Consider the following 26,149-nt stretch of genomic DNA (forward strand, 5'->3'; position numbering starts at 1 on the left):
TGAGTCGTCCTGAATAAAGGCTACATAATTTTAAACATTATGTACAAAAATGACAAAGTAATTAGACGTTACAGCGAACCTTTCAAATTAAAAATTTTAGCAGAACTTACAATCGGAAAACACACCAAGAGTGAATTATGCAAACTCTATTCTATTGCACCTACAACAGTGAATGTGTGGATTAAAAAGTACAATCGTAAAGACTTAATGAATACCAGAGTAAAAGTGGAAACAAAAGACGAAATATCTAGAATTAAAGCACTTCAAAAGGAAATTGAACAGCTTAAAAAATTGCTTCTTAAAAAGGATCTGGATGCTATGGTAGAAGAATCCTATCTAGAAGTTGCTGCAGAAGATCTTGGTTATAAATCTATTGCTGAACTAAAAAAAAAGTTAAGTATAAAGCCTTAATCAAAGCTAAAGAAAAATCTAAGGGATTTGCTTCTTTAACAACTATAAATCATTGCTTTGGACTTAAACGTGATGCTTATTACAAGCATAAAAAAAGAGCTGATAAACGTTTAAAACTAGAGCAACAGATTATTGATATAGTTAAAAAAAGACGCAAATCCCTTCCTAGAGAAGGTGTGCGTAAACTCGATAAATCATTGAAAGACGATTTTGAAAAAGCTAACTTAAAAGTCGGTAGAGATACTTTATTTAATGTCCTTAGAAAATATAATATGCTTACACTTAGAAAGAAAACTAGTGCTAGAACAACCAATTCTTATCATCGATTTTATAAGTATAGTAACATTATTAAAGACTTAAAAGTTACTAGAGCTAACCAAGTTTGGGTATCTGATATTACATATATTAGAACAGTAAAAGGCTTTTGTTACTTGGCTTTGATAACAGATATGTATTCTAGGAAAATAGTGGGTTATGACCTAAGTGATAGCCTGGAACTAAAAGGATGCGTGAGAGCACTTAATAAAGCCATAAATCAAGCTAAAAATATTAGCGGACTCATACATCATTCAGATAGAGGAATACAATACTGTAGTAATGTGTATACACAAATACTAAAAAGGAAAAAGATAGATATTAGCATGACTGAAGAAAATCATTGTTACGAAAATGCCATGGCAGAACGGGTAAATGGCATCCTGAAAGATGAGTTTTACCTAGACCAGACCTTTACTGACGTGCAACACGCTAAAAGAGCTGCAAAAAGTGCAATTAATTTATACAATGAAATAAGATTACATTTATCTTTAGATTATAAAACACCGAATATGGTATATCAATTATCAGCTTAATTCAATTTTAACCTGTAGCCATATTTCAGGACAAGACATTTTGACCAAGCATTATCGAAGAATAAATTGACCTTATTTTATGTCACTTTCAAAATAAGATGTAACATTTTTTGATTTCCGCATCTAAAGGGAAATCAAAACTTAAAAACAATGAAAAATCTTATTTTATTATTCATCTCATTCGTATTTTCTTTATCAATTTACGCAAAAAATGAAAGTCAACCTATCAGTGTAGAAGTTACAGGAAAAGGTAAGCCTATCGTATTAATTCCGGGCTTTACAGTTCCTGGAAATGTTTGGAATCCACTAGTAAAGAAACTTGAAAAGAATTACGAATGCCATATAGTAACTTTAGCTGGTTTTGGAGGAATAGAACCAATAGAATTCCCTTGGTTACCTAAAGTCAACGAGTCTCTAAAAAAATATGTCTTAAAAAATGATTTACAAAATGCTACCATAATTGGACACAGTTTGGGCGGTACGATTGCCACTTGGCTTGCTGCACAAAATGATTTAAAACTTTCTAAAATCATACTAATTGATGCGCTTCCTGCTTCTGGTGCATTAATGATTCCCGATTTTGACCCTGAAAACCTAGCTTATGACAGCCCATATAACAATCAACAATTAGCAATGGATGATATAACTTTTGAGCAAACTGCCACAGCAATGTCGAAAGGAATGAGCACCAAAGAATCCGAACAAGAAAGAATTAAAAACTGGATGCTAGAATCTGACCGAAAAACATATGTTTATGGATATACCGATTATCTTAAATTAGACCTCAGAGAAGATTTAAAAAACATTTCGATTCCTGTTACTATAATTGCAGCTACAAAGCCTTACGGTACAGAAATGGTTAAACAAACCTATAAAAGTCAATATGCAAATTTAAAAGACTACAAGTTTATTATAGCCGAAGATAGTGCCCATTTTATAATGTTAGACAAACCTGATTGGTTTTTAGAACAAATACAAATGATTTTATCATCTAAAGTATGATTACAGAACAGGAATTTACGAACTTTTATAATTCATATGCTTCTAAAGTCCATAGGTTATGTTTAGGCTATGCATCAGGCAATATTGAACTTGCCAATGAATGGCTTCAAGAGACCTTTATAAAGGTTTGGACACATAGAAATTCATTTAAAGGAAAGTCTTCTATTGACACTTGGATTTATAGAATTGCAGTAAATATATGTTTAGGTGATTTACGTAAATCTAGAAAAAGCATCACTATAAACGAAGACTTAGTGTCAAATAGTGACAATGATGAAAACAAACACGATGATGAAAAAAATATCAAAAAAATTTATCACTGTATTGACCAACTTAACGCGCAAAATAGAGCATTAATATTATTAGAACTAGAGAACATACCACAAGCTACTATTGCAGATACTGTTGGTTTAGCACACGGAACATTACGAACACGTTTGAGTCGTATTCGAAAATCACTTTTAAAATGTATCAAAAATGGAAAATGACAACTTAAATAAATTATGGGAGATGCAAGCTAATGATAGCTCAAACTTTAATCCCAAAGAAATAATTACAAAAGCAAAGAAACAACGCAACGGACAATATATGAGTATCACTGTTATGTCCTTAGCAGTGATTATAGTAACTATCTATGCTTTTTATTATGCATTCAATCAATGGAATACCTTTAATCTAGGTCTAATTCTTATGATTTCAAGTCTTACATTCCGAATTGTCTTGGAGTTTCATTCGTTATATCGCAAAGAAAAGCAACTCATTTCGATGACTCAAAAATCTTACCTCGCCTATCTGAAAAAGTATTACAAAACCCGCCAAATTATAAATTATATTATTACACCAATCTGTATAACAGTTTACATATTTGGATTTTATTTGCTGTTGCCTTATTTTAAGGAGTACTTTTCCCAATCATTTTATAATTACATTGTAATTTCAGGTATTCTTTCTCTTATTGTTGTTATTGCTATTATAATTAACAGCACTTTCAAAGAACAACGCTTTTTAAAACAATTGCATAAATAATAAAAAATATCAATTAGAGTAAAAAAACGTTGCACAATAACTAAGGATTCGGCTCGCCGATAGGCCAGAGCTGAATCCTGTGTTGACGAATCCGGTTGATTTGCCGTCTATGGGTAAAACGTTAAGTTAAGGGAAGGATTTTTGGAGGTTACGCTGGTATTCGTGTGGTCAAGAAGCATAGAAGTCGATTATTTTATAACATTTTCCGTGGCTTTTTAGTGGTTTCAATTTACGATATGTGGTTTTTATCGTTTAATTTTTAAAGTCAAGACATAGCGCAGCCCGTCCGCATATGCAGAATAATTTTTAGTTGCTCCTATTCAATTTTCTATCTTTTAGCAAAACACGCCAATTCTCGGGAGGCCCACGATCATTGAACAGCAGAATCGTATGCAGTCTCCCTTTTTTACAGACAGGACATCGACGGTGTAAAAGCGGCTGTATTGTACTGACAGCTTCTTTTTTTACCTTAGCCAGCTCTGCCTGTAGTTTTGGTAATTTCTCCTTTTTCCAGCTGCTGCTCAACATACCATAATGCCGTATCCTGGTAAATCCCTTGGGTAAAATATGCAGGGAAAAACGTTTGATAAATTCTACACTCGATACCGTTAAATTGACTTTCTTGCCTGCACGACGGTAATCCTTGGCTGTAAAGGTTATACTTCTGTTTTTACGATCGACATCCGTAATCCGATGGTTGCTGATCGCTATTTTATGGGTATATCTGCCCAGGTATTCAATGACATATTTTGGACTTCTAAAAGGTTGTTTGGCATAGACCACCCACTTTTTACGGAACACTTCATTGTAAATTTTCTGAGGGATCTTTAAGCCACTCCTTCTAAGCTCTGCGATATATTTTGCCCTGAACACTTGGCTCATTGATTTTACATTGAACAAGTAGTTGCCTTTATTCTTTACAGTTTTCCATTGTCCCGATTGGCTCTGACCACCGCCTGGCACAATGCAGTGCAGGTGTGGGTGCAGACTCATGTTCTGGCCCCAGGTATGCAGCACCGCAATCATCCCCATCCTGCCACCGAGATGCTTGGGATTGTCACCAAATTGCTGCAGGGTCTGCCAGGCAGCCCTGAACAGACTGCCGTACAGGATTTTGCCGTGGCTCAGGGCATAGCTGTTAAACTCGCTTGGAAGTGTAAACACGACATGAAAGTAGGGGACGTCCAATAGCTCGTTCTCCCGTGCCCTGATCCACTCTTCTCGCTTGTGTCCCTGACAGGTTGGGCAATGCCTGTTCCTGCAACTGTTGTAACTGATGTGGAGCCCGTGGCAACAATCGCATTTATCAATATGCCCGCCCATGGCCTTGGTCCGGCACCTCTTTATGGTCTGCAGGGCACGGTAATGCCAGGAGGTCAGGCTCAAGTTTTTGAGCTGTAGCTGTTCCATTTCTAAAATGTCAGCGACCGTATGTTTGGGGCGCATTACCCGTAGAGCCTGTCCAGTGGGGAAAACTTGGAACCACTGGGCAGATTGGCCACATGCAGATAGGTCAGGGTCATCTCGATATGCGCATGGCCCAAAAGTTCCTTTAGGCTGACAATATCAACCCCATATTCCAACAAATGGGTGGCAAAGGTGTGCCGCAAGGTGTGGGCCGTAATCTTTTTGGAACTACCGATTTTACTGCGGTTTTCCTTGATCACCCAACGGATGCCATTGGTGGTCAGCCCACGCGACTCCCCGTCTTTGGTGACCTGACTGTTGAAAAGATAACACTGCGGATTTTCCGTGTTGATATACGTCTTTAGTCCTCTGACCAAATATGCGCTCAAGGGAACATAACGGTCGATCTTACCTTTTTTCTTGGGAACAAAGACCGTTCTTCGATCAAAGTCGATGTCTGCCAACTTGAGGTTGCACAGTTCGTAGCTGCGAAGGCCACAGCCATAGAGCATCCCAATAATCAAACGGTGCTTAAGATACTTCGGCGCTTTTAAAAGACGCTTCATTTCTTCCTGGCTTAGAACAATCGGCAGTTTCAAGTCCCGTTTGATCTGGGGCAAAGCCACGCGCTTGGCCTCCATGCCCATGACTTTGTAGTCGGCCCTGAGCCCAAAAATGGTGTGCTTGAAGAAACTTTCGGAAGGGGTTTTGTGGAGTTTTTGGCAATGGTACAGATACGCCTCAATATTTTCAACCGAGAGCGTTTCCGGGCTTTGTTTGTAGTGCAAAGCGAGGTGGGCCAGGCACCGGAGATAATTGTTCAGGGTGCTTTTGGCCTTGCCATTGATGGAAAAGCTCTGCTCCAATCTGTTCTGGAGTGTGCGGAAGCCTGCTACTTCCTCAAAAGCGCGCTGGGCAATGGTTCTACTTTTTTTTAAACATGATATTAGATTTAAAATTTAGCTACAAATTAATAAATCTATTACATTTACGGTAGGGACATCCAATCTGAACTGTTCAGGCGGGCTTCCGACCGGTAGGGAGGATTCGTTCAACACAGTATAAAAAAATTGCTGGTTTTAGCTAATCCAAAGTTAGTTGCTCGTTTGCTAACTTCTGATTTTCCTTCGGAAAATCCTCACACACAAACACGCAACTTTCCTTATACGAAACGTTAGCCACCAGCTGAAAAACCGAGCTAAATATGGCACTTAGAGAATTAAAAAAGGAATTAAACCAAATGGACAAAACTGAAATCATTAAGTTGATTTTGGAGATGTATAAAAAAATTCCTGATGCTAAAAATTACTTAGATATTTTCACAACAGGCGATATTCAAAAGCTGACAGAAAAATATAAAAGAGAAGTTGAAAGATATATTTATCCAAATGGGAGGAATATGGATTTACGTGAAACTGAGGCGCGAAAAATAATTCGCACAGTTCGCAAAATGAATATTACAGAACTAAATGTCGAACTGGAATTACATTATGTAAGTTGTTGTTTAGAAATTATTGAAGATTTTGGATATTGGGATGAAAACTATTATTTAGCAATGGGAAAAATGTTTGACAATGCGTTAAACGGAATAAATGAAATGGGAATTCAAGAAAAGTATCTCGAGCGAATAAAAAATCTATCTCATAAAGCGAGTGAATTCGGAATAGAACTTGAATATTAGAACGAGTAAAGCCAGTGGCTAACAAAGTACTGTGGTATATGATGTGGTGTCCGAATTGCCAAAAGAGACATCGCTCAAGATTTTCTGATGTTTCAATAACAGGAAAGTATTACTCTCTTAAAAGATTTAAGGTGTGCGAAAATGATGAATTTAATAAGCTATTAAGGGAATGGAAAAAATATTCAAAGTCAGAGAACATTGATATTTATGGTAATGAAAAGACTGGTAAAAGTATAGTGACAAATAATGATTAGATAAAGTACGACGGCACAATAGTGTGCATAAGCAATGGCTTGTCCTCGCCTATTTGGAAAATCCTACGAATTTTCCACTGGTTCGGTCAATGTGTAGTATTTTAGATATTTGTCATCGCGACTATTCAAGTAATGTGTTGAAAAGTAAGTGAAATGTATCAGTTTTCAACTAAGGTGCTTCAAGGGTTCCAAATCGCAATTAGAAATCTGCTTTAAGAGCCTAGTGAGAGAACATTGCTGATGACTCCATTTTTTTGCTCTTTCCCTTTGCTACTCTCCGCTCATGAATTTCTCTACATGCATTAATTGACCTTGAAACGTTCACTCCAATATCAATTTCAGTTTTTCCATATCCTGGCTTACCTTTTTTTCAACTACTTGTGCATAGATTTGGGTTGTTGCCAATTTCGTATGACCTAATAATTTAGATACTGTCTCAATCGGGACTCCATTACTTAAGGTAACAGTCGTAGCAAAAGTATGTCGCGCCATGTGAAAGGTAAGATTCTTTTTAATGCCACAGAGATCTGCAATTTCCTTAAGATAGCTGTTCAGTTTTTGATTGGACAGTTTGGGTAAAAGATTATCCGTCCCACAAGTTCTTATATGCTCACTGTATTTATCGATTAAATATCCAGCCTTTGCTAATAACGGGATTTTAAAAGGAGTGCCAGTCTTTATCCTCTTAGCCATTATCCAAGGATTACCATCTATTCCACTTATAATGTTTTTACTTGTCAATGCTATGATATCACTATAGGATATACCCGTGTAGCAACTGAAAACAAATAAATCTCGAACAACAACCAGACGTTCAATTGAGGAATTTAAATCTTCAACAGCTTGTAGTTCTGTCTTTGTAAGGAAACCTCTTTCTTTCTTCTCAATCTTTATTTTAAAATTGACAAATGGGTCTCTATCAATCCATTCCATTCTATAAGCAAGAGTCACCATTCTACGCAAACGTTTAATGTGCTTCATTGCTGTATTGTTTCCAATTTTGGGTTGTCCAATCTTTGGGATGTAGGAACGAAGAAAATTCTCAAAACCTATAATAAAGCCATAATCAAGGTCTGAAAGAGGCAAGTCAGTTAACTTATATTCATCAGAAATATACAATAACATATACTGTTGGCTAGTTTTATATTGGCCTCTCGTATTTATGTGCAGTTTGTGCTGCATCTTATTATTATAATAATCAATAAGACCTCGAAATGTAAAGTGCTTCTTATCCTCTCCCAGAAATTTAGCCTTAATCATTTGAGAGGTAAAGGGTTTCTCTGCTGTTTTTAGTTCTTCATAAATCCGATAGATTTTTGATTGCACTTCATTCAAATATAAATTTAAAATACGCGAATCCTTATCTTTCCCTTTTGCTCTTTGAGACTTTTCATCCCAAGTAGAAACATTGATTTTCTTTTTAAGACTTATGTTGACACGTTTACCGTTTGAAGTAATACGCACGTAAATGTTTGCTTTGTCATTTACGGCGCGTTTACCGTATGCCCAAAACAGTACTGAAAATGTTGAAGAAGTTCTCATAGTTGTCGTCTTTAATGGTTAAACATTGTATAGACGAAAGTCAAATCAACTAAGCGTAGGATTAAGATACATCATTCTGTCAACATAATTCACGAGAATCAAAGATGTTGACGATTTGTGACCTTTCAGAATCAAATAGAACCAAATTATATGATTTCCTAAAAAGCATAAAACCCCGTAAATCATAAGATTTACAGGGTTTTGAAGGCTTTTGATAACCTCTTCCGCGGTCTGGACGGGACTCGAACCCGCGACCTCCGCCGTGACAGGGCGGCATTCTAACCAGCTGAACTACCAGACCGTTGCGTTAATGCGAGTGCAAATATACACTGCATTTTCAATATCGCAAACATTTTGCGATGATTTTTAAAAAAAAATTGATTATTTAAACTTCCCACGCGCTACCATGTATGTTGTCAGGATCTTATCAAAATCCTTAGTAATGTCTGCCTCCACATATTTAATTTGATATTGGCCACATTTAAGTCGTAACTCATCAAAGTAACTACCTACAGCCGCTTCATAAGCTTCCTTTATCGTTTCGGGGTACAAATTAATGTACGCACCTGTTTCAACATCTACAAAACGTTTGGGCGTATTATCAAAATCGAAAGTCAGTTCCTTATCTTTATCAAACACATGAAACAAAACTACTTCGTGCTTTTTATGCTTTAAATGACGGAGTGCCTCAAATAGTTTTGCTTGGTCCGTTGTGGTTTGAAACATGTCCGTAAAAAAGAAAACTAAAGACCGTCTTTTTATTTTCTCCGCTATTTGGTGCAGATACGTATAGGTTTCTGTTTGCTTATTGACGGGTTTTGAAACTACGGTTTTGTTCAATTCACTCAATAGCATTTGATGGTGGCGCTCACTACCTTTTTCGGGCGCATAATAATCATAAGCATCACTATAAATACTCATGCCTACGGCGTCACGCTGCTTTTTAAGAATATGCATTAAACTGGCTGAAGCCAATGCGGAAAAGGCTATTTTGTTCAGGTTATTGATGGAAAACGCCTTCATTTCGGGATAATGCATGGAGCTACTGTTATCAATAATCAGATGGCAACGCAAGTTGGTTTCCTCATCATACCTTTTGGTAAACAGCTTGTCTGTTTTAGCGTATAAATTCCAATCAATATGCTTTGTACTTTCCCCTTGATTATAAATTTTATGCTCAGCGAACTCGGCAGAAAATCCGTGAAACGGACTCTTGTGCATCCCAGCAATAAAACCCTCAACCACTTGTTTGGCGAGGAGCTCGAGGTTTTTAAAACCTCCTGTTTTATTGAGTTCTGTTTGTAAATCCATGATCCCTTCCTAACCTCCCCGAAGGGGAGGAAGGCTTGATTATTAATTAAATATTTTTTATTAGTATTAATAGAATGCTCTTTCTGCTTTCGGGATTTCGAGAATTCTTATCTCTCTCCAGACAAAAACATTCATGAAACCTTAATTCTAAAGTTGCATATTTTCTCACCAATGTGGTAATTACATCAATGAGAATTCCACCATTGGGGGGAAAGGAACCTTCAATTCCCTCTTATGGGGTTAGGAGCTTACCTTATCCACAATTCCATAAGCAATAGATTCGTCAGCTCCCATCCAATGGTCGCGGTTAAAATCTTTCATTACTTTTTCAATACTTTGTCCACAATTTTCTGCCAACAATCTTGCGCTTAATTCTTTCGTTTTCAAAATTTCCTGCGCAGTAATTTCAATATCACTCGCTCGTCCTCTTGCGCCACCACTCGGTTGATGAATCATCACACGGGCATGGGGTTGGATAAAACGCTTTCCTTTTTCTCCTGCTGACAATAAAATTGAGCCCATTGAGGCTGCAAAACCCGTACAAATGGTTGAAACCTCGCTCTTTAAGGATTTCATGCAGTCATAAATAGCAAATCCTGCGGTGACATACCCCCCCGGACTGTTAATGTATAAATGGATATCCTTGGTATCAATAGCGTCCAAATACATCAATCGGTCAATCACATGTTTTGCGGATTTGTCATCCACTTGACCCCAAAGAAATACTTTACGCTCTTCTATCAATTTGCGATCAATCGCATCTTGTATTTTTATTTTATCACTCATTTTCTAAATTTTTAACTAAAATAAAAAAAGGTTTACCATTACAGCAAACCTTTCATCATTTTATCTGATTATTCTATGTTTTTAAACCACAGACAACACATCACCCTATTACCCGATATTTCTTTAGGCGCTAAAGCATGGCTGTTTACTCTAATTAATGACTATAAAAGCGCATCAATAGCGTCAGTATAAGCATTTTTAGGAGCTACACCAACCTGTCTTCCAACAACCTCTCCGTTTTGGAATACTAATACTGTTGGAATGTTACGCACACCATATTTGGCAGCAAAATCCTGATTTGCATCAACATCTACTTTTCCAACTACAGCTTTACCTTCGTACTCATCGCTTATTTGGTCAATGATCGGTCCAACCATTCTACATGGTCCGCACCAAGCGGCCCAAAAGTCTACTACTACAGGTTTATCGCTTTTCAAAACCATTTCCTCAAAGTTTGCATCTGTTATTTCTAATGCCATATTTTCTATACTTTAATTGTTCTACTTCAGTTCAATGCACAAAATTAGTCAAAATATTCACTAATCCTTACACGCTTAACATTTGTTTTGGTTATCGTAGGATGTGCGATGGTTATGACGCATTTTTGGGCGCATAAACCGGGCTTTCCGTTATATCTTTTTATAGTGTTGGCTTTCGCTGCGCTTAGCCCACACCATAAAAAGGATGTCACTGCAATCCCTTGCGCAAATTTTCGCATTTTAACATCAATTTTTATAAGCCTCCAAAAAACATCGCAATACTTTGTCATGAAACACTGAAAACCTATGATTTTGGTCTTCTCAACTGTGACGCCTTCGTTAATTCAACTTAAAATAAACATCCTGATTTGACAATTCGTCCAGGAGTTCTTGCGAAATTCTCACTTTTTGTTTTCTACTCGGCATGTGTAATTTCATTTTTGCTTCATTATCATAAACTAAAAAGTTCAAGGCATGGTTTCCTTCGTGCATTCTCAATATATCATCAAGCGCTTTAATTTTATTCGCTTTCAAGTCTTTTATCTCCAACTGAATGGATAACTTCTTGGCGTAGGTGTCCATCACATCATGCAATAGCTGAAAACTTGTAAACTGCAATCTCGGTTCACTTTTCTTGCCTGTATCTTTGTTAGTCCAACCTTCCTTTACATACACCTTAACATATACAAAAGAACTTCTTACCAAAAAGTGTCTAAATCTTAAGTACTCTTCGCCGAAAATGCGGAACTCAAAACTATCCGTATAATCTTCAATGGTAAACATGGCCCACCCTTTACCCTGTTTGCTCACACGGTGCTCCACATTAGTGACCACGCCACCAAAGGTCATTTCGCGGTTAACATAAGGCTCCAGGTTTACAAAATGGGCTAAAGTAGCATTACAAAAAGTTTTCATTTCTACTCTAAAATCGTCCAACGGGTGACCAGAAATATAAATGCCCACAACTTCCCTTTCTTGGGCCAATTTCTCCATAGTACCCCATTCTTCACAAGGAGGCACTAATGGCTCTGCTATTTGAACATCACTGGCATCACCGAATAAACTCACCTGTGCTGAATTTTCGTTTTCTTGATGCTTACTACCATATTTAATAGCTTTCTCCAAAAAGGTAATTCCATCGCCTTCATCCTGAAAATATTGCGCACGGTGTGTGTCGCCAAAACAATCAAATCCACCCGCCAAAGCTAAGTTTTCAAAAGCTTTTTTATTCGCCGCTCTCAAATCGATGCGCTTTGCTAAATCAAAAATAGATTTGTATTGTCCATCCTTATTACGGTGCTCCACAATAGTCATTACCGCACCATGGCCAACACCTTTAATGGCACCCATTCCAAACCGTACCGCATAATCCTTGTTTACAGAAAACTTATAATAAGACTCATTCACATCTGGCCCAAGTACATTCAATTTCATGCGCTTGCATTCTTCCATGAAAAACGTGACCTGCTTGATGTCGTTCATATTATTACTCAAAACCGCAGCCATATATTCTGCCGGGTAATGTGCCTTTAAATATGCCGTTTGATAAGCAATCCAAGCATAACAGGTAGAATGTGATTTATTAAAGGCATAACTCGCAAAGGCTTCCCAATCTTTCCAGATCTTTTCCAGTTTTTTAGCATCATGCCCGTTTGCAGCGGCTTGGGTAACAAACTGTGGTTTCATCTTATCCAATACGGCAATTTGCTTTTTCCCCATCGCTTTACGCAGCACATCGGCTTCACCTTTGGTAAAACCTGCCAATTTTTGTGAAAGCAACATCACCTGCTCTTGGTACACCGTAATTCCGTAAGTCTCCTTTAAATATTCTTCCATGGCCGGAAGGTCATAATCAATCTCTTCATCGCCGTGTTTACGCCTGGTAAAACTTGGAATATATTCCATTGGCCCCGGACGGTACAAAGCATTCATGGCAATTAAATCTTCAAAAACCGTAGGCTTTAATTCTTTAAGATGTTTTTGCATCCCAGGCGATTCATACTGAAATACGCCAACGGTTTCTCCTTTTTGGAAGAGCTCGTAAGTCAATTGGTCGTCTAATGGAAATGTATCCGGATCAAGTAATATATCGTGTTTGGCTTTCACGATTTTAACGGTATCCTTAATTAAGGTCAGGGTTTTTAATCCCAAGAAATCCATTTTCAGCAAACCTGCATCCTCTACAACCGAGTTGTCAAATTGAGTAACATACAAATTCGAATCCTTAGCGATTGAGACCGGTACGAATTTGGTAATATCATCTGGTGTAATAATCACCCCACAGGCATGAATTCCCGTATTCCTAACCGAACCTTCAAGAATTCTTGCCAATTTAAGTGTTTCAGATTCTAGCCCGGAACCATCGGCAATATTGAGCAGCTCATTTACTTTTTCTAAATCCTCAGATCTAAACGCTTTGCTCAACTGCTTCTCGTCATAACCAAAGATTTTGCTCAATTTAGACATGGTTGGAATCAACTTCGCAATCCTATCGGCATCAAAAAGTGGCAAATCCAAGACCCTTGCTGTATCTCGAATGGATGATTTGGCAGCCATTGTACCATAAGTAATAATCTGCGCCACCTGATTGCTCCCATATTTCTTGATCACATAGTCCATGACCCGGCTTCGACCTTCATCATCAAAATCGATATCAATATCTGGCATACTGATACGGTCCGGATTCAGGAAACGCTCAAAAAGCAAATTATACTTTAAGGGATCAATATTGGTAATTTTCAAACAATAAGCAACCACAGATCCGGCAGCAGATCCACGACCTGGCCCCACGGAAACATCCATATTCCGCGCTTCTCTAATAAAGTCTTCAACAATCAGGAAATATCCAGGATATCCGGTGTTCTCAATAACACTCAACTCAAAATCGATACGTTCTTTAATCTCGTCCGTAAGTTCAGCGTAGCGTCTTTTAGCCCCTTCGTAGGTTATATGACGTAAATAGGCATTTTCTCCGCGTTTGCCTTTATCCTTTAAATCGTCTTCATGTTTAAACTCATCAGGAATTCCGAAGGCAGGCAATAAAACATCTCTTGCCAATTCAAAGGCTTCAATTTTGTCAACCACATCCTGAATATTGAAAATGGCTTCGGGAATGTCTTTAAAAAGTTTTTTCATCTCTTCGCCCGACTTGAAATAATATTCCTGGTTAGGCAAACCGTAGCGGTAACCTCGGCCACGACCTATTGGGGTTGCCTGCTTTTCTCCATCTTTAACACACAATAGAATATCGTGCGCATTGGCATCTTCCTTCTTGGAATAATAGGTATTATTGGTGGCCACCAGTTTGATATCGTGCTTTTTGGCAAAGTCAATCAGGACAGGGTTTACCCGGTTTTCATCTTCCTGATTGTGCCGCATTAACTCAATATAAAGATCGTCTCCAAAAGTCTCTTTCCACCAGATCAAAGCCTCCTCCGCCTGGTTTTCACCCACATTCAAAATCTTGCTAGGAATTTCTCCATAGAGATTTCCGGTCAATACAATAAGATCTTCTTTGTATTGTTCAATCAGTTTTTTATCAATTCTAGGCAAATAGTAAAATCCGTTCACAAAGGCGTGCGAGGATAATTTTGCCAAATTATGATAGCCGTTTTTATTCTTCGCCAAAAACACAACTTGGTACCCGTTATCTTTTCTACTTTTATCCAAATGATCTTCGCATACAAAAAACTCACACCCTAAAATAGGTTTGATTAGTTTTCCTGTAGGCACTTCACCGCGTTCTTCTGCTGCCTTATTCTTAGCTTCAACACCTTTATTATGATTGCCGACTGCTTTTACAAAGTGAAAGGCACCCATCATATTGGCATGGTCGGTAAGTGCCACCGCAGACATATTTTGCTCGGCCGCTACCGCCACCAAACTAGGAACACTAATGGTAGACTGTAAAACAGAAAATTGAGAGTGGTTGTGCAAATGAACAAACTCAACATCTTTAAGTTCTTTAATATTTTGGGCAATCTCCGTTTTTGAAGGCTCATCAGAGGCTTGCAGCGCTTCAATCTGTCGTTTTATTTTTGCGCTTTCTGCCTTAAGATTAATGTGCTTTAACCCAATCAGCTGAATCGTCTCAGGATTTGCTTCTTTAAAATCCTCAAAATATTCAGAAGAAACCTCCAACTGTTCCTTGGTAAATTCTTCGCGTCTTATCAATTCTAAAAAACAACGTGTCGTCGCCTCAACATCGGCAGTCGCATTATGTGCTTCCGAAAAAGGCACATTAAAAAGAAACTCATGCAATTCAGTCAAAGTGGGTAATTTGAACCTCCCGTAGCGTCCCCCAGGAAGTTGACACAAACCAGCGGTATGTTCTGTACAGGTATCCAAAACAGGAAGTTCCTGTAAACTATTGGTAACGTTTTCACGATGGAATTCCGCACCCATAATGTTGAGATCAAAACCAACATTCTGACCTACCACAAATTTAGTTTTTGCTAATGCCGCATTGAATTTTTCCAAAACTTCAGCCAATGGCACACCTTGTTGCTGGGCCAAATCCGTGGAAATTCCGTGAATTTTTTCAGCATCATAAGGAATATTAAAACCGTCAGGTTTTACCAAATAATCCTGATGCTCAATACAAACTCCCATATCATCGTGTAATTGCCATGCAATTTGGATGCATCTTGGCCAATTCTCAGTATCGGTAATGGGTGCATCCCAACGTTTTGGCAGTCCTGTTGTTTCGGTATCGAATATTAAGTACATAAAAATCCACTCTTAATCTCCCCAAGCGGGAGAAACTGTTATAAATTAGTTGCTGTCTTTTACTTCCCTGAAAAATCCTCATTTAAAAGTGAGTGATGGCTTTAATCGCCACAAATACACTAATGTTTGATCTTAAAATGGCTGGAATTACTAGGCTTTTTCTCAAAAAGAAAAGTTTATAAAATTACATATAATAAACGCCTTTCTAAAAGGAAAATTATAAAAAATAGAAAACACTTTTGAAACCCTAATACCACAGCTTGATAGAGAATATATCCTATAAATTTGATGAAACTTATAAAGACTTCTACCAATGCCCAACATCTAAATACCTGAAAAATATTAGTGGTTCAAAACTGTGATAAAGTTTCGCAATTCCTGAGTTTAAATAAGTGCATGATTTCTCAGGTGGTTAAGCCGTATTTAAGAAACTTTAATCACTTCAACTTAAAATGGAGTAAATTATCATAATTTAGACGTCCTAAAACTTTAGTCGTATGAAAATTCATTTCCCCTTAATATTTCTTACTGTACTTTGCTTTTTAAACTGTGAGCAAAAAACAACCACTCTATATGTCGGCACTTATACGGATGGTGATAGCGAAGGCATTTATCAATTTCAATTTAATTCTGAAACTGGTGCGTTAACCAACAAACAATTGGCTACAATATCTGAAAACCCTTCGTTTATCACCTACTCTCCTGATAAAAAATACCTTTATGCGGTGAACGAAACTGACAACGGGGCAGTATCTGCTTTTAAAGTGGCGTCCGATGACGCGTTATCTTTTATAAATAAAGCTTCTACCCATGGCGCAAACCCTTGTCATGTTGCACTTAACGAAAACGGAAACAAAGCTGTCGTTTCAAATTATACTGGTGGAAATTTTGCTTTATATACGGTTAAAAATGATGGCACTTTAACCGAAGCATTTCAGATCCTGGACCAAACCACCGACAGTATGGTCTCGCACGCACATTCTGCGCAATTTTATAACGACGAGCTATACACTTCGAATTTGGGACGCAACGCTGTCTTTAATTATCGATTATCAAACAATACTTATGAATTGATAGCGCCTTCAATTGTTGAAATAGACGACAACTCTGGTCCTCGCCATTTTTCACTGACGAAAGACGGGAAGTTTATTTACATTATTAATGAACTTTCGAGTACAATTACCGCTGCAAGAAAAATAGAAAACGGTTTTGAACGTATTGAAACGGTTTCAACTTTAGATCCCAATTTTAAAGGCGAAAGTTATTGTGCAGATATTCACCTCTCTGAAGATGAGCAATTTTTATACGGCTCCAACCGTGGCGAAAATTCCATTGTTGTTTTTAAAAGAGATGCAACTTCAGGAGCGCTCAACAGAATTCAGAACATTCAAGTTAATGGCGATTGGCCTCGAAATTTCACTCTAGACCCTACAGGCAAATTTATATTAGTAGCCAATCAAAAAAGTAATAATATAGCCGTTTTTAAAGTGGACAAAACCAATGGAGAACTTCGCTTTTTACATGAGGTAGAATTGCCATCACCAGTATGTTTATTATTCTAACCAAATACTATAGCTAAAAAAGAGCCTCTTGCACCTAGTAAAAATAAAGGTCACGAACCTGCTCAATTAACTAAGTATATCCGTTATAAAAAGTTCTATATAAAAACGCAGCCCAAAAAGACGGCGTGATAAATTATTCAGTGAGCTTTTTATCTAATTTCACGGGCACTTTATAAATGACCCCATCGTTAAAACCTATAGAATTCAGACCATCTTCAGTAAAAGCTAAAAAATTAAAATCGCCAGATATCGTGTTGTCTTCTATTTTCGTGATGGTCACTTTTCCATTTCCAAAAGATAGACTATTTTCTTGTTCTGGAATATTTCTTGTGGAATATAATACATTGTCAGCATCTCTAAAATCAATACTTGAAGCACTTTTGTTAGACAGATTAAAGGCTCCTTCCTCCATGGACGATAATGTAATAGTCATTTTCTCACTATTGTCGCCCGCTTTAATTGTTAATTGATTGTTTTCTTTAAGAACGGCACCATAATAACTTGCGCGCCATAGTTCGTAATTTTTATTTCCCTGAAGTGCAGGCGTGTTGAACTGCACCTCGTCACTACATCCATAAAAGGTAGCCATTGTAATTAAAATTGCGACAATTTTCTTCATTTCATCAAATTTAAATAACTAATTAAAAACAAAATAGTAATCCTTTCGCAACTAAAATGACAAGAGATTTAATCAATTATCCATGCCAAGAACTAATTGCATACCACTTTCCTCTTTTTTAATGGATACAAATTTCAACTATTAGAGGCAATAAATGGGCACAGTTCATTTATAATTCATATAAAACAATCTCATTATTTTAAGTTACCTTCCATAACCGACCTAAACAGACCTGCAATCTTGAATTTTAGACAATTGCGAGTAATTGTCACAGTAATTAATTTACTATAAAATATTTGATAATAAAAAAATATTTGTAGTATCTTTGCGCCCGCCTGAATGATATAAATTGTTTATGTCGGGCAGGGACTTATTAATAATAGAGGTCGCGAACCTCACTAATTAATTTTTTATGTCAGTTAAAATTAGATTACAAAGACGCGGAAAAAAAGGGAAACCTTATTTCTGGATTGTTGCAGCTGATGCACGATCAAAAAGAGATGGTAAATACTTAGAGAAAATAGGTGCTTACAATCCAACTACAAATCCAGCAACTATTGAATTAGATGTTGATTTGGCTGTGCAATGGTTACAGGATGGCGCACAACCTACAGATACGGCAAGAGCAATTTTGTCTTATAAGGGTGCCATGTTGAAAAATCATCTTGCAGGTGGTGTTAGAAAAGGTGCTTTAACAGAAGAGCAAGCAGAAACTAAATTTGCTGCTTGGTTAGATGAAAAAGCAGGTAAAGTTGACGCTAAGAAAGAAGGTTTAGCAAAAGCTGGTGCAGATGCTAAAGCAAAAGCTCTAGAAGCTGAAAAAGAAGTAAATGCTAAGCGTGAAGCGGATGCTGCACAGGTTATTGCCGATGCAGAAGCTGCTGAGGCTGCTGCAAATGCTCCTGCTGAAGATGCTGCTACTGAAGAGGCTCCTGCTGAAGATGCTGAAACAAAAACAGAAGAATAAAGAATTTATTTTTTATACTTTTAAACTCCGATATGACCTATCGGAGTTTTTTTTGTGAAATAGCATTATTTTTAAATAAAAAGAATTTGGTATTGAACAAATCCCGCTTTATGCGGGATCTCACAAATAGTTTTTCAAATTCCTTCTTTCTATTAACATGGATCTTATTACATTAGTTAAGTTAAAGTTTAAAGAAATCACAAATCAATGCAAAAAAAAGACTGTTTCTACGTTGGTAAAATTGTAAAGAAATACAGTTTTAAAGGTGAATTATTAATAAAATTGGATGCGGACGAGCCAGAAATTTACGAAGACATGGACTCCGTTTTTGTAGATCTTCGTAATAATTTAGTGCCTTTTTTTATAGAATCTTCACAATTACACAAATCAGAATTGCTACGAGTCAAATTTGAAGATGTAGATACTGAACAGGATGCTGATGCCCTTTTAAAATGTGATCTTTATCTTCCTTTGGAATTTCTTCCTAAGCTTGAGGATGATAAATTTTATTTCCACGAAATTATCGGATTTACAATTGAAGACGTTAATTTCGGAAAAGTTGGTGTTGTGAAATCCATTAACGACTCTACAGCCCAAGCGCTTTTTGAAATTGATCGTGACGGGATTGAAATTTTAATTCCGATGCACGATGCTTTTATCAAGAACGTAGATAAAAAGAATAAGACAATTTTGGTAGAGACGCCGGAAGGGTTGATTGATCTTTATCTTTAAGCTCATCCTAAACTCTTCCCAAAGGGAAGGACTTCCACTGCCATGAACAAACCCTTCAAATTCAAACAATTTACAATTAACCAAGACCGATGTGCCATGAAAATTGGCACAGATTCAGTGTTGCTTGGTTCTTGGACGTCTTTAGATACAAATCCAGATGCTATCTTAGATATTGGCGCCGGCACTGGTGTTTTGTCTTTAATGTTAGCCCAACGCAGCGGTGCAGAGCTTATTGATGCCATTGAAATTGACGATGCGGCCTATGAACAATGTGTGGATAATTTTGAACAGTCCCCTTGGGGAGATCGATTGTTTTGCTATCATGCGTCTTTAGAAGAATTTGTTGATGAGATTGAAGAAAAGTACGATCTAATTATTTCCAACCCACCCTTTTATTCAGACACTTTTAAAAGCAGCGATGAGCAACGCGATTTGGCGCGCTTTGTTGATGCCATGCCATTCAGACAGCTTATTGAAAGTGTATCGAAATTATTGTCCCCACAAGGCATTTTTTCTGTTGTCATTCCGTATTCCGAAGAAAAAGACTTTATCGTATTGGCTTCAAAAGAACATCTTTTTCCAAACCGGATTTTAAGAGTTAAAGGGACGATTCATTCCGAAATCAAACGCAGTCTACTAACGTTTTCATTTCAGGAAACCGCTATAAACCCTAAGGAACTTATCATTGAAACCGCTCGACATGACTACACTGATGCCTATATTAATTTGACCAAAGATTTCTATCTCAAAATGTAGTTTTAAATTGTTCCCTGAAATCGATTTCGTTACTTTTGCATTGAACCCCGAGCTTGCAGGACTGATTCCTAAGCTTATGGAAGGGGAAAGTCAAACATTAAATCAAAAAGCATGAAGCCAGATTTGTTCCAAGCACCAGATTATTATAATATAGACGAGTTACTTAATGACGAGCACCGTCTTGTACGCGATGCGGCAAGAGAATGGGTAAAGCGCGAAGTCTCGCCTATAATTGAAGAATATGCCCAAAAAGCAGAGTTCCCTAAACAAATCATCGATGGACTTGCTGAAATAGGGGCTTTCGGACCCTATATTCCCGCTGAATATGGAGGCGCTGGTCTTGATCAGATTTCTTATGGTTTAATTATGCAGGAAATTGAACGTGGCGATTCTGGCGTTAGAAGCACGGCTTCGGTGCAATCGTCGTTAGTCATGTATCCAATTTGGAAATACGGCAACGAAGAACAACGCAAAAAATACCTTCCAAAACTCGCCAGCGGCGAATGGATGGGAAGTTTCGGACTAACAGAGCCCGACCACGGTAGCAACCCAGCAGGCATGACCACCAATTTTAAGGATAAGGGGGACCACTACCTTTTAAATGGGGCCAAAATGTGGATTTCAAATGCGCCTTTTTGCCAAATAGCAGTGGTTTGGGCCAAGAATGAAGAAGGACGTATTCACGGTTTGATTGTTGAACGAGGTATGGAAGGTTTTTCAACGCCTGAGACCCACAACAAATGGTCTTTGAGAGCCTCTTCAACAGGAGAGCTTATTTTTGATAATGTTAAAGTTCCCAAAGAAAATTTATTGCCAAATAAATCGGGATTGGGTGCTCCACTCGGTTGTTTGGACTCTGCTCGCTACGGCATTGCTTGGGGCGCCATTGGCGCTGCCATGGATTGCTATGACACTGCTTTACGCTACAGTAAAGAACGTATGCAATTTGGTAAACCGATTGGACAGTTTCAGTTGCAACAAAAGAAATTGGCAGAAATGATTACTGAAATCACCAAAGCGCAGTTGTTGGCATGGCGACTTGGCGTTATGCGTGAAAATGGAACCGCAACCTCAGCGCAGATATCAATGGCCAAACGTAATAATGTGGACATGGCCATTACAATCGCTCGTGATGCACGTCAAATGTTAGGTGGAATGGGCATTACTGGCGAGTACAGCATTATGCGCCACTCCATGAACCTTGAAAGTGTGATCACTTATGAAGGCACACATGACATCCACTTATTAATTACAGGATTGGACATTACTGGTCTCAACGCTTTTAAATAGACACTAAGTGGCCTTTAATTATTTCACTCGGACAATAGAGGAGTTAGGAAAATATGGTCATTCCTTCCGAATAGAAAAAGCGAGCTACAAAAGCTCGCTTTTTTGTTGTTTTAACTGAAAGAAGACGCTCGGATTTATGAAGTTTCAAAGAACCAGCAACCTGCTCATTCGATATGCCAAACGATTTCAGTAAAATCATCTTGAAAACCTGAACCTAATGGGATGTCTTTTGCTTGACGCTAACGGAGAATACATTTAGAAGAAAAATAACCAATCAAAGCAGTATATTAGAGCCTTCTCAGGAATTTTATTAAGACTCCGGCGCCAATTCCACTTCCAATCCTTCCAAAGCATGGGTGATATGAATTTGACACCCTAATCGTGAATTATCTTTGACATAAAACGCTTCAGATAACATGGCTTCTTCATCATCCTGCATTTCTGGAAGCTCTGTATCGCTCACCACATAACATTGACAAGAGGCGCACATGGCCATTCCTCCACAGGTACCAATAGTTCCTTCCGGAGCAAGCTCATAGCTTCTAACCACCTCCATTAAGTTCATGGCCATATCAGTAGGCGCCAAAACCTCATGGGTAACTCCTTCTCTATCTGTGATTCTAATTTTTACGTCTTGTTCCATGAAGTCATCTTTAATTCTAATGCCTATATATATTATGCCTCCAGGGCCTTAAAAACCTTACAGGAGGTTTTGGAAACCTTTAAGAATAATCCTGTCCACCCAAGAATTGCCAATACTACTTGCTACTGCTTTCTTTCTTCTGTTGAATGCCTACAATTTAATCTATTGCTTTTACAACTTGTTTTGGCGCTTCTTTTCTTGATCCGTCAAAACCATCAACCCCGCTAACAGTGGTATATTTTAAAACATAGCGCTTTCCAGGATTGATAATCTGATACGCTGCTTGACACATGAGCGTTGCTTCATGGAAACCACAAAGTATCAACTTCAATTTTCCGGGATAGGTGTTCACATCGCCAATGGCGAAAATACCAGGAATATTCGTCTGATAATCTAAAGCATTGTTCACCACTATTGCATTCTTTTCAATTTCAAGACCCCATTTTGCAATTGGCCCGAGCTTAGGAGATAATCCAAACAAGGGAATAAAATGGTCGCACTCAATTTCAAATTCCTTCTCAATATTATGGGATTGGGTAACCACTACAGCGTCTACCTTATGATCGCCCACCACATTGATTACCTCGGCTGGTGTCACCAAAGTTATTTTTCCTTGATCTTTTAATTCCTGAACTTTGTCCACAGAATCCAAAGCACCTCTAAATTCATTACGTCTATGGATCAAAGTAACTTCTGAAGCAATATCGGAAAGAAAAATACTCCAATCCAATGCTGAATCGCCTCCACCCGAAATGACCACACGTTTATTCCTATAGATTTCTGGGTCTTTTATAAAATACTCCACCCCTTTATCTTCAAAGTAGCCAATATTGGCAATCAAAGGCTTACGAGGCTCAAAACTCCCCAAACCACCCGCAATAGCGACGACTGGCGCTTGATGTTTTGTACCTTTATTTGTAGTGACAATAAAACTTCCGTCCTCTTGTTTTTCAATTGTTTCCGCTCGCTCGCCTAAAGTAAATCCAGGTTCAAACTGCTTGCATTGCTCCAAAAGATTGGTGGTTAAATCGCCTGCTAATATTTCAGGAAAGCCAGGGATATCGTAGATGGGTTTTTTTGGATAAAGCTCCGTACATTGTCCTCCTGGCTGTGGTAAAGCATCAATAAGATGGCATTTCATTTTCAATAATCCGGCTTCAAAAACAGCAAAAAGTCCTGTTGGTCCTGCACCGATAATCAGTATATCTGTTTTAATCATATAAATAGTCTCAACCTGTCTTATGGCAAGGAGAGTGTTTTTTAAATTATTTCAACTTATTTTAATACACAAAAATCCGAATAATAAAATCTAATTTTTATGATATTTGTCAGCTGCGTGACCGACGTACTCTATTGGTCGCTTTCATAAAAATGAGAGAAATGAGCAATTCCAATAGCCATTCGGATTGCGGTCAAACCTTAATCTGGCTTAACATTAATAACCTCTTCAATTTGAGGCGCATATTTTTTAATGGTCATTTCAACCCCAGACTTTAATGTCATTTGATTGACTGAACATCCCACACAAGCCCCCTCTAGCTGCACCTTGACCAATTTGTCGTCTTCAATGGACAATAGGGCAATGTCGCCACCATCACTCTGAAGGAACGGACGGATCTCGTCAAGTGCTTTTTCAACATTTAATCTAAGTTCTTCACTGGTCATATTACTTGTTTTAAGATATTCTCGATACCACCGCTTTCAGTGCACCATTTTTATTTTTTAACCGCTGAACATCCAGCCATGGTTGTGATTTTTATTGCTTCAGTTGGTGGTAAATCATCATTACGTCTGACCACCTCTTGAACTACATTTTGTGTCAGTTTCTCAAAAGCATGTTCCAATGGTGTTCCAGTCTGCATTGCGGCAGGACGGCCTATATCTCCTGCTTCGCGAATGCTTTGAACTAAAGGAATTTCGCCTAAAAACGGCACTTTCAAATCCTCAGCCAAATGTTTGGCGCCCTCTTGCCCAAAAATATAATATTTATTTTCCGGCAATTCAGCAGGGGTAAAATAGGCCATGTTTTCAATAATTCCCAATACTGGAACATTGATGCTGTCCTGTTGGAACATTGCTACTCCTTTTTGGGCATCAGCTAAAGCTACCTTTTGTGGCGTACTCACAATAACAGCACCAGTAATTGGTAAGGATTGCATGATACTTAAATGGATATCTCCAGTTCCTGGAGGCAAATCAATAAGCAGAAAATCCAATTCACCCCAATGGGCGTCAAAAATCATTTGATTTAAAGCTTTTGCCGCCATTGGTCCACGCCAAACCACAGCTTGACCTGGTTGTGTAAAAAACCCAATGGATAATACCTTAACGCCATAACTTTCTATGGGTCTCATTTTAGACTTTCCGTCCACGTTGACGGTTGTTGGCCGTTCTGCTTCTACATCAAACATGATGGGAATAGAAGGTCCATAAATATCAGCATCAAGAATACCTACTTTAAAACCCATTTTGGATAAAGTGATGGCCAAGTTAGCGGTAACCGTAGATTTTCCTACACCACCCTTACCAGAAGCTACGGCAACAATGTTCTGAATTCCAGGAATTGCTTTACCTTTGATCGTATTGGTCACAGGTTTTGCTGGCGCGTCCACTTTTACATTGACTGTAATTTTTGCTTTTTCATAGACTTTATCATGAATGGTTTTCATGATTTCTACTTCAGTTTTCTTTTTGGCCTGAAGTGTCGGATTATTTATGGTAATATCGACGATCACTTCGTCCGCAAAAGTGACAACATTCTTTACGGCACCACTTTCTACCATATTTTGTCCTTCGCCCGGAGCAGAAATACTTTCTAAGGCTTTAAGGATATCTTGTTTATGTAATTTCATTGTTTTGAGATACTAAAAGAAAAAGAACAAAGATGGCTGAATGAATCCATCAGTATTATTATTTTCTTGTTTTTATTAAGAATCATTCTAAAGTGCAAATATAAATAATATAGCTGGAAGAAGGAAGCTGGAAGCATGAAGTTTTTAATGATAGGATTGAACTGGTCTATCACTAGTTTTTGTGGCATTTGAAGAGCTCAGAAATCAATAAATAACATATCCCACTATTAAATTGCTATTGAGAAAACACAGCAATAATCTGAAATATGGCAAGGCAACTTTAGGTTGGGAATTTTAGAGTTCCTGAATAGGATCCCAAAACAATTTATCGAAATTTTGAACTTGGTTGTCCTTTACCTCAACCCCTTCACTTTCCAATAATTGTTGCATTAAGTTGGTGCCTTCAAAATGATGTTTTCCAGTAAGCAAGCCTTTTCTATTGACCACACGATGGGCAGGAACCTCAGATTTAATGGAACCATTCAAGGCATAACCTACCATTCTTGCACTTCGCGCTGCGCCTAGATAATTCGCAATAGCGCCATAATTGGTGACACGCCCATAAGGAATTTTCTTTACGACCACGTATACCTTTTCAAAAAAGTTAAGCGTTTCAGGTTTCATAACTCTGCCAAGATATTTACTAAAGTGACGATTGCTATAACCCCTGTAATGGTACCAATAATATAATTCATGTTCTTTTGAGAAGTCAGGTTTTTGTTCTTGATTTTATCAAAAAAGAAAATATACATATATAACATCACAAAAGTACCAGTCACTGCTCCTGAGACATACGTCACAATCATGGTATTATTAAACTCCAAATAGCCAAAAGAAGCCAAAGTAGTAGCCATATAAGCTTGATACGGAATGGGAAAAACATTGATTGCCGACAGGAACATGCCGTGAAAAAAACGACTGTGTTTACTTCTTGATTCCGGTTCGACTTCTGTTTTGGAAGTAGCTTTAGCGATGAGTAGATAATAGACCGTAATCAACACAAAAATAACAAATGCCACTCGTTGTAAAATCTCAACCACATCAGGGTGATTGCTCAAATATCTAGCAAACATGGCTGCAATATAAGTCTGTAGAAAAACAACAACGCATACACCAATGGAAAACATAATTCCTCTTACATGGCCTTCTTTTAAACTTATTTTTGCGGCAGTCATATTTAACAGGCCTGGAGGAATAACACCCACGAGTGCGATCACCATTCCAACAAAAAATATGACAGTAATATTCAA

The 26,149-nt window shown here is 37.8% G+C and carries 25 protein-coding genes and 1 tRNA gene; 11 read left to right on the forward strand and 15 right to left on the reverse strand.

Annotated features, from left to right (window positions below; translation table 11 throughout):
• Positions 1 to 39: 39 nt before the first annotated feature.
• The 5 genes from G525_RS0117885 (at position 40) to G525_RS0117905 (ending at position 3,290) form a co-directional block, all read left to right on the forward strand.
• Entirely contained in the window at positions 40 to 411 is a 372-nt protein-coding gene (locus G525_RS0117885; protein ID WP_027127250.1) for a transposase, read from the forward strand.
• Positions 411 to 1,262 (forward strand): IS3 family transposase, encoded by an 852-nt coding sequence (locus G525_RS0117890; RefSeq protein ID WP_027127251.1) that lies wholly within the window; start codon positions 411 to 413, stop codon positions 1,260 to 1,262. Before G525_RS0117885 ends, G525_RS0117890 begins: the two co-directional genes overlap by 1 nt.
• Before the next feature lie 150 nt (positions 1,263 to 1,412).
• Positions 1,413 to 2,264: an alpha/beta fold hydrolase gene (locus tag G525_RS0117895; protein WP_027127350.1), complete on the forward strand. Its 852-nt coding sequence runs from the start codon at positions 1,413 to 1,415 to the stop codon at positions 2,262 to 2,264.
• Positions 2,261 to 2,752 (forward strand): RNA polymerase sigma factor, encoded by a 492-nt coding sequence (locus tag G525_RS0117900; protein ID WP_027127351.1) that lies wholly within the window; start codon positions 2,261 to 2,263, stop codon positions 2,750 to 2,752. Before G525_RS0117895 ends, G525_RS0117900 begins: the two co-directional genes overlap by 4 nt.
• A complete protein-coding gene (locus G525_RS0117905; protein WP_027127352.1) occupies positions 2,742 to 3,290 on the forward strand; it encodes a hypothetical protein in 549 nt (182 codons plus the stop codon). The genes G525_RS0117900 and G525_RS0117905 overlap by 11 nt, the downstream gene beginning before the upstream one ends.
• 306 nt (positions 3,291 to 3,596) lie before the next feature.
• On the opposite strand, the gene G525_RS0117910 is transcribed toward G525_RS0117905, so the two are convergent.
• Complete coding sequence (locus G525_RS0117910; RefSeq protein ID WP_027127353.1) at positions 3,597 to 4,736, reverse strand: IS91 family transposase; 1,140 nt, start codon at positions 4,734 to 4,736, stop codon at positions 3,597 to 3,599.
• A complete protein-coding gene (locus tag G525_RS0117915; protein ID WP_245577827.1) occupies positions 4,736 to 5,563 on the reverse strand; it encodes a tyrosine-type recombinase/integrase in 828 nt (275 codons plus the stop codon). Before G525_RS0117915 ends, G525_RS0117910 begins: the two co-directional genes overlap by 1 nt.
• A gap of 338 nt (positions 5,564 to 5,901) precedes the next feature.
• On the opposite strand from G525_RS0117915, the gene G525_RS0117920 reads away from it, so the two are divergent.
• A complete protein-coding gene (locus G525_RS0117920) occupies positions 5,902 to 6,378 on the forward strand; it encodes a DUF6155 family protein (RefSeq protein ID WP_027127355.1) in 477 nt (158 codons plus the stop codon).
• Positions 6,379 to 6,953: 575 nt separating this feature from the next.
• Here G525_RS0117920 and G525_RS0117925 read toward each other — a convergent pair.
• From G525_RS0117925 to dnaE, 6 genes are all read right to left on the reverse strand, one after another.
• Positions 6,954 to 8,174 (reverse strand): site-specific integrase, encoded by a 1,221-nt coding sequence (locus tag G525_RS0117925; protein WP_027127356.1) that lies wholly within the window; start codon positions 8,172 to 8,174, stop codon positions 6,954 to 6,956.
• 227 nt (positions 8,175 to 8,401) lie between these two features.
• Positions 8,402 to 8,475, reverse strand: a tRNA-Asp gene (locus G525_RS0117930).
• A gap of 80 nt (positions 8,476 to 8,555) precedes the next feature.
• Positions 8,556 to 9,485, reverse strand: a complete 930-nt coding sequence (locus G525_RS0117935; protein ID WP_027127357.1) for a DUF58 domain-containing protein — start codon at positions 9,483 to 9,485, stop codon at positions 8,556 to 8,558.
• 240 nt (positions 9,486 to 9,725) lie between these two features.
• On the reverse strand, positions 9,726 to 10,271 hold the full coding sequence (locus G525_RS0117940; protein ID WP_027127358.1) for a ClpP family protease: 546 nt from the start codon (positions 10,269 to 10,271) through the stop codon (positions 9,726 to 9,728).
• 161 nt (positions 10,272 to 10,432) lie between these two features.
• Complete coding sequence (gene trxA / locus G525_RS0117945; RefSeq protein WP_027127359.1) at positions 10,433 to 10,750, reverse strand: thioredoxin; 318 nt, start codon at positions 10,748 to 10,750, stop codon at positions 10,433 to 10,435.
• Between the two features lie 339 nt (positions 10,751 to 11,089).
• Positions 11,090 to 15,478, reverse strand: coding sequence for a DNA polymerase III subunit alpha (gene dnaE, locus G525_RS0117955; RefSeq protein ID WP_027127361.1), 4,389 nt, complete (start codon positions 15,476 to 15,478; stop codon positions 11,090 to 11,092).
• Positions 15,479 to 15,975: 497 nt separating this feature from the next.
• Here dnaE and G525_RS0117960 point away from each other — a divergent pair, with 497 nt between their 5' ends.
• Complete coding sequence (locus G525_RS0117960) at positions 15,976 to 17,040, forward strand: lactonase family protein (protein WP_027127362.1); 1,065 nt, start codon at positions 15,976 to 15,978, stop codon at positions 17,038 to 17,040.
• A 133-nt stretch (positions 17,041 to 17,173) separates the two neighbouring features.
• On the opposite strand, the gene G525_RS0117965 is transcribed toward G525_RS0117960, so the two are convergent.
• Positions 17,174 to 17,659 (reverse strand): DUF6252 domain-containing protein, encoded by a 486-nt coding sequence (locus G525_RS0117965; protein ID WP_027127363.1) that lies wholly within the window; start codon positions 17,657 to 17,659, stop codon positions 17,174 to 17,176.
• A 412-nt stretch (positions 17,660 to 18,071) separates the two neighbouring features.
• Between G525_RS0117965 and G525_RS0117970 the strand changes: the two genes are divergently transcribed.
• From G525_RS0117970 to G525_RS0117990, 4 genes are all read left to right on the forward strand, one after another.
• A complete protein-coding gene (locus tag G525_RS0117970; RefSeq protein WP_027127364.1) occupies positions 18,072 to 18,626 on the forward strand; it encodes a 30S ribosomal protein S16 in 555 nt (184 codons plus the stop codon).
• 207 nt (positions 18,627 to 18,833) lie between these two features.
• Positions 18,834 to 19,358, forward strand: coding sequence for a ribosome maturation factor RimM (rimM, locus tag G525_RS0117975; protein ID WP_027127365.1), 525 nt, complete (start codon positions 18,834 to 18,836; stop codon positions 19,356 to 19,358).
• A gap of 42 nt (positions 19,359 to 19,400) precedes the next feature.
• Positions 19,401 to 20,114, forward strand: a complete 714-nt coding sequence (locus G525_RS0117980) for a tRNA1(Val) (adenine(37)-N6)-methyltransferase (RefSeq protein WP_027127366.1) — start codon at positions 19,401 to 19,403, stop codon at positions 20,112 to 20,114.
• 111 nt (positions 20,115 to 20,225) lie between these two features.
• Positions 20,226 to 21,404 carry an acyl-CoA dehydrogenase family protein gene (locus G525_RS0117990; RefSeq protein WP_027127367.1) on the forward strand — a complete coding sequence of 393 codons (1,179 nt, stop codon included), beginning with the start codon at positions 20,226 to 20,228 and terminating at the stop codon, positions 21,402 to 21,404.
• A 310-nt stretch (positions 21,405 to 21,714) separates the two neighbouring features.
• On the opposite strand, the gene G525_RS0117995 is transcribed toward G525_RS0117990, so the two are convergent.
• From G525_RS0117995 to G525_RS0118020, 6 genes are all read right to left on the reverse strand, one after another.
• The gene (locus G525_RS0117995) at positions 21,715 to 22,047 is read right to left on the reverse strand and encodes a 2Fe-2S iron-sulfur cluster-binding family protein (protein ID WP_027127368.1); all 333 of its coding nucleotides are present in this window, start codon (positions 22,045 to 22,047) and stop codon (positions 21,715 to 21,717) included.
• 157 nt (positions 22,048 to 22,204) lie between these two features.
• The gene (locus G525_RS0118000; RefSeq protein ID WP_027127369.1) at positions 22,205 to 23,266 is read right to left on the reverse strand and encodes an NAD(P)/FAD-dependent oxidoreductase; all 1,062 of its coding nucleotides are present in this window, start codon (positions 23,264 to 23,266) and stop codon (positions 22,205 to 22,207) included.
• 200 nt (positions 23,267 to 23,466) lie between these two features.
• Positions 23,467 to 23,712, reverse strand: coding sequence for a NifU family protein (locus tag G525_RS0118005; RefSeq protein ID WP_027127370.1), 246 nt, complete (start codon positions 23,710 to 23,712; stop codon positions 23,467 to 23,469).
• 50 nt (positions 23,713 to 23,762) lie between these two features.
• Positions 23,763 to 24,899: an Mrp/NBP35 family ATP-binding protein gene (locus tag G525_RS0118010; RefSeq protein WP_027127371.1), complete on the reverse strand. Its 1,137-nt coding sequence runs from the start codon at positions 24,897 to 24,899 to the stop codon at positions 23,763 to 23,765.
• 294 nt (positions 24,900 to 25,193) lie between these two features.
• Complete coding sequence (locus G525_RS0118015) at positions 25,194 to 25,523, reverse strand: MGMT family protein (protein WP_027127372.1); 330 nt, start codon at positions 25,521 to 25,523, stop codon at positions 25,194 to 25,196.
• A complete protein-coding gene (locus tag G525_RS0118020; RefSeq protein WP_027127373.1) occupies positions 25,520 to 26,149 on the reverse strand; it encodes a LysE family translocator in 630 nt (209 codons plus the stop codon). Before G525_RS0118020 ends, G525_RS0118015 begins: the two co-directional genes overlap by 4 nt.

The organism is Gelidibacter mesophilus DSM 14095, from assembly GCF_000423005.1.
Lineage (GTDB): Bacteria > Bacteroidota > Bacteroidia > Flavobacteriales > Flavobacteriaceae > Gelidibacter > Gelidibacter mesophilus.

Bases quoted from the DNA above. Each gene is read 5' to 3' on its own strand.
- G525_RS0117940 (WP_027127358.1), bottom strand. From the start codon at position 10,271: ATGAGTGATAAAATAAAAATACAAGATGCGATTGATCGCAAATTGATA.
- G525_RS0117965 (WP_027127363.1), bottom strand. From the start codon at position 17,659: ATGAAGAAAATTGTCGCAATTTTAATTACAATGGCTACCTTTTATGGA.
- G525_RS0117885 (WP_027127250.1), top strand. From the start codon at position 40: ATGTACAAAAATGACAAAGTAATTAGACGTTACAGCGAACCTTTCAAA.
- G525_RS0118005 (WP_027127370.1), bottom strand. From the start codon at position 23,712: ATGACCAGTGAAGAACTTAGATTAAATGTTGAAAAAGCACTTGACGAG.
- G525_RS0117990 (WP_027127367.1), top strand. From the start codon at position 20,226: ATGAAGCCAGATTTGTTCCAAGCACCAGATTATTATAATATAGACGAG.
- dnaE (WP_027127361.1), bottom strand. From the start codon at position 15,478: ATGTACTTAATATTCGATACCGAAACAACAGGACTGCCAAAACGTTGG.
- G525_RS0118015 (WP_027127372.1), bottom strand. From the start codon at position 25,523: ATGAAACCTGAAACGCTTAACTTTTTTGAAAAGGTATACGTGGTCGTA.
- G525_RS0117960 (WP_027127362.1), top strand. From the start codon at position 15,976: ATGAAAATTCATTTCCCCTTAATATTTCTTACTGTACTTTGCTTTTTA.
- G525_RS0117980 (WP_027127366.1), top strand. From the start codon at position 19,401: ATGAACAAACCCTTCAAATTCAAACAATTTACAATTAACCAAGACCGA.
- G525_RS0117920 (WP_027127355.1), top strand. From the start codon at position 5,902: ATGGCACTTAGAGAATTAAAAAAGGAATTAAACCAAATGGACAAAACT.
- G525_RS0117970 (WP_027127364.1), top strand. From the start codon at position 18,072: ATGTCAGTTAAAATTAGATTACAAAGACGCGGAAAAAAAGGGAAACCT.
- trxA (WP_027127359.1), bottom strand. From the start codon at position 10,750: ATGGCATTAGAAATAACAGATGCAAACTTTGAGGAAATGGTTTTGAAA.
- G525_RS0118010 (WP_027127371.1), bottom strand. From the start codon at position 24,899: ATGAAATTACATAAACAAGATATCCTTAAAGCCTTAGAAAGTATTTCT.
- G525_RS0117995 (WP_027127368.1), bottom strand. From the start codon at position 22,047: ATGGAACAAGACGTAAAAATTAGAATCACAGATAGAGAAGGAGTTACC.
- G525_RS0117935 (WP_027127357.1), bottom strand. From the start codon at position 9,485: ATGGATTTACAAACAGAACTCAATAAAACAGGAGGTTTTAAAAACCTC.
- G525_RS0117895 (WP_027127350.1), top strand. From the start codon at position 1,413: ATGAAAAATCTTATTTTATTATTCATCTCATTCGTATTTTCTTTATCA.
- G525_RS0117900 (WP_027127351.1), top strand. From the start codon at position 2,261: ATGATTACAGAACAGGAATTTACGAACTTTTATAATTCATATGCTTCT.
- G525_RS0117925 (WP_027127356.1), bottom strand. From the start codon at position 8,174: ATGAGAACTTCTTCAACATTTTCAGTACTGTTTTGGGCATACGGTAAA.
- G525_RS0117910 (WP_027127353.1), bottom strand. From the start codon at position 4,736: ATGCGCCCCAAACATACGGTCGCTGACATTTTAGAAATGGAACAGCTA.
- rimM (WP_027127365.1), top strand. From the start codon at position 18,834: ATGCAAAAAAAAGACTGTTTCTACGTTGGTAAAATTGTAAAGAAATAC.
- G525_RS0117905 (WP_027127352.1), top strand. From the start codon at position 2,742: ATGGAAAATGACAACTTAAATAAATTATGGGAGATGCAAGCTAATGAT.
- G525_RS0118000 (WP_027127369.1), bottom strand. From the start codon at position 23,266: ATGATTAAAACAGATATACTGATTATCGGTGCAGGACCAACAGGACTT.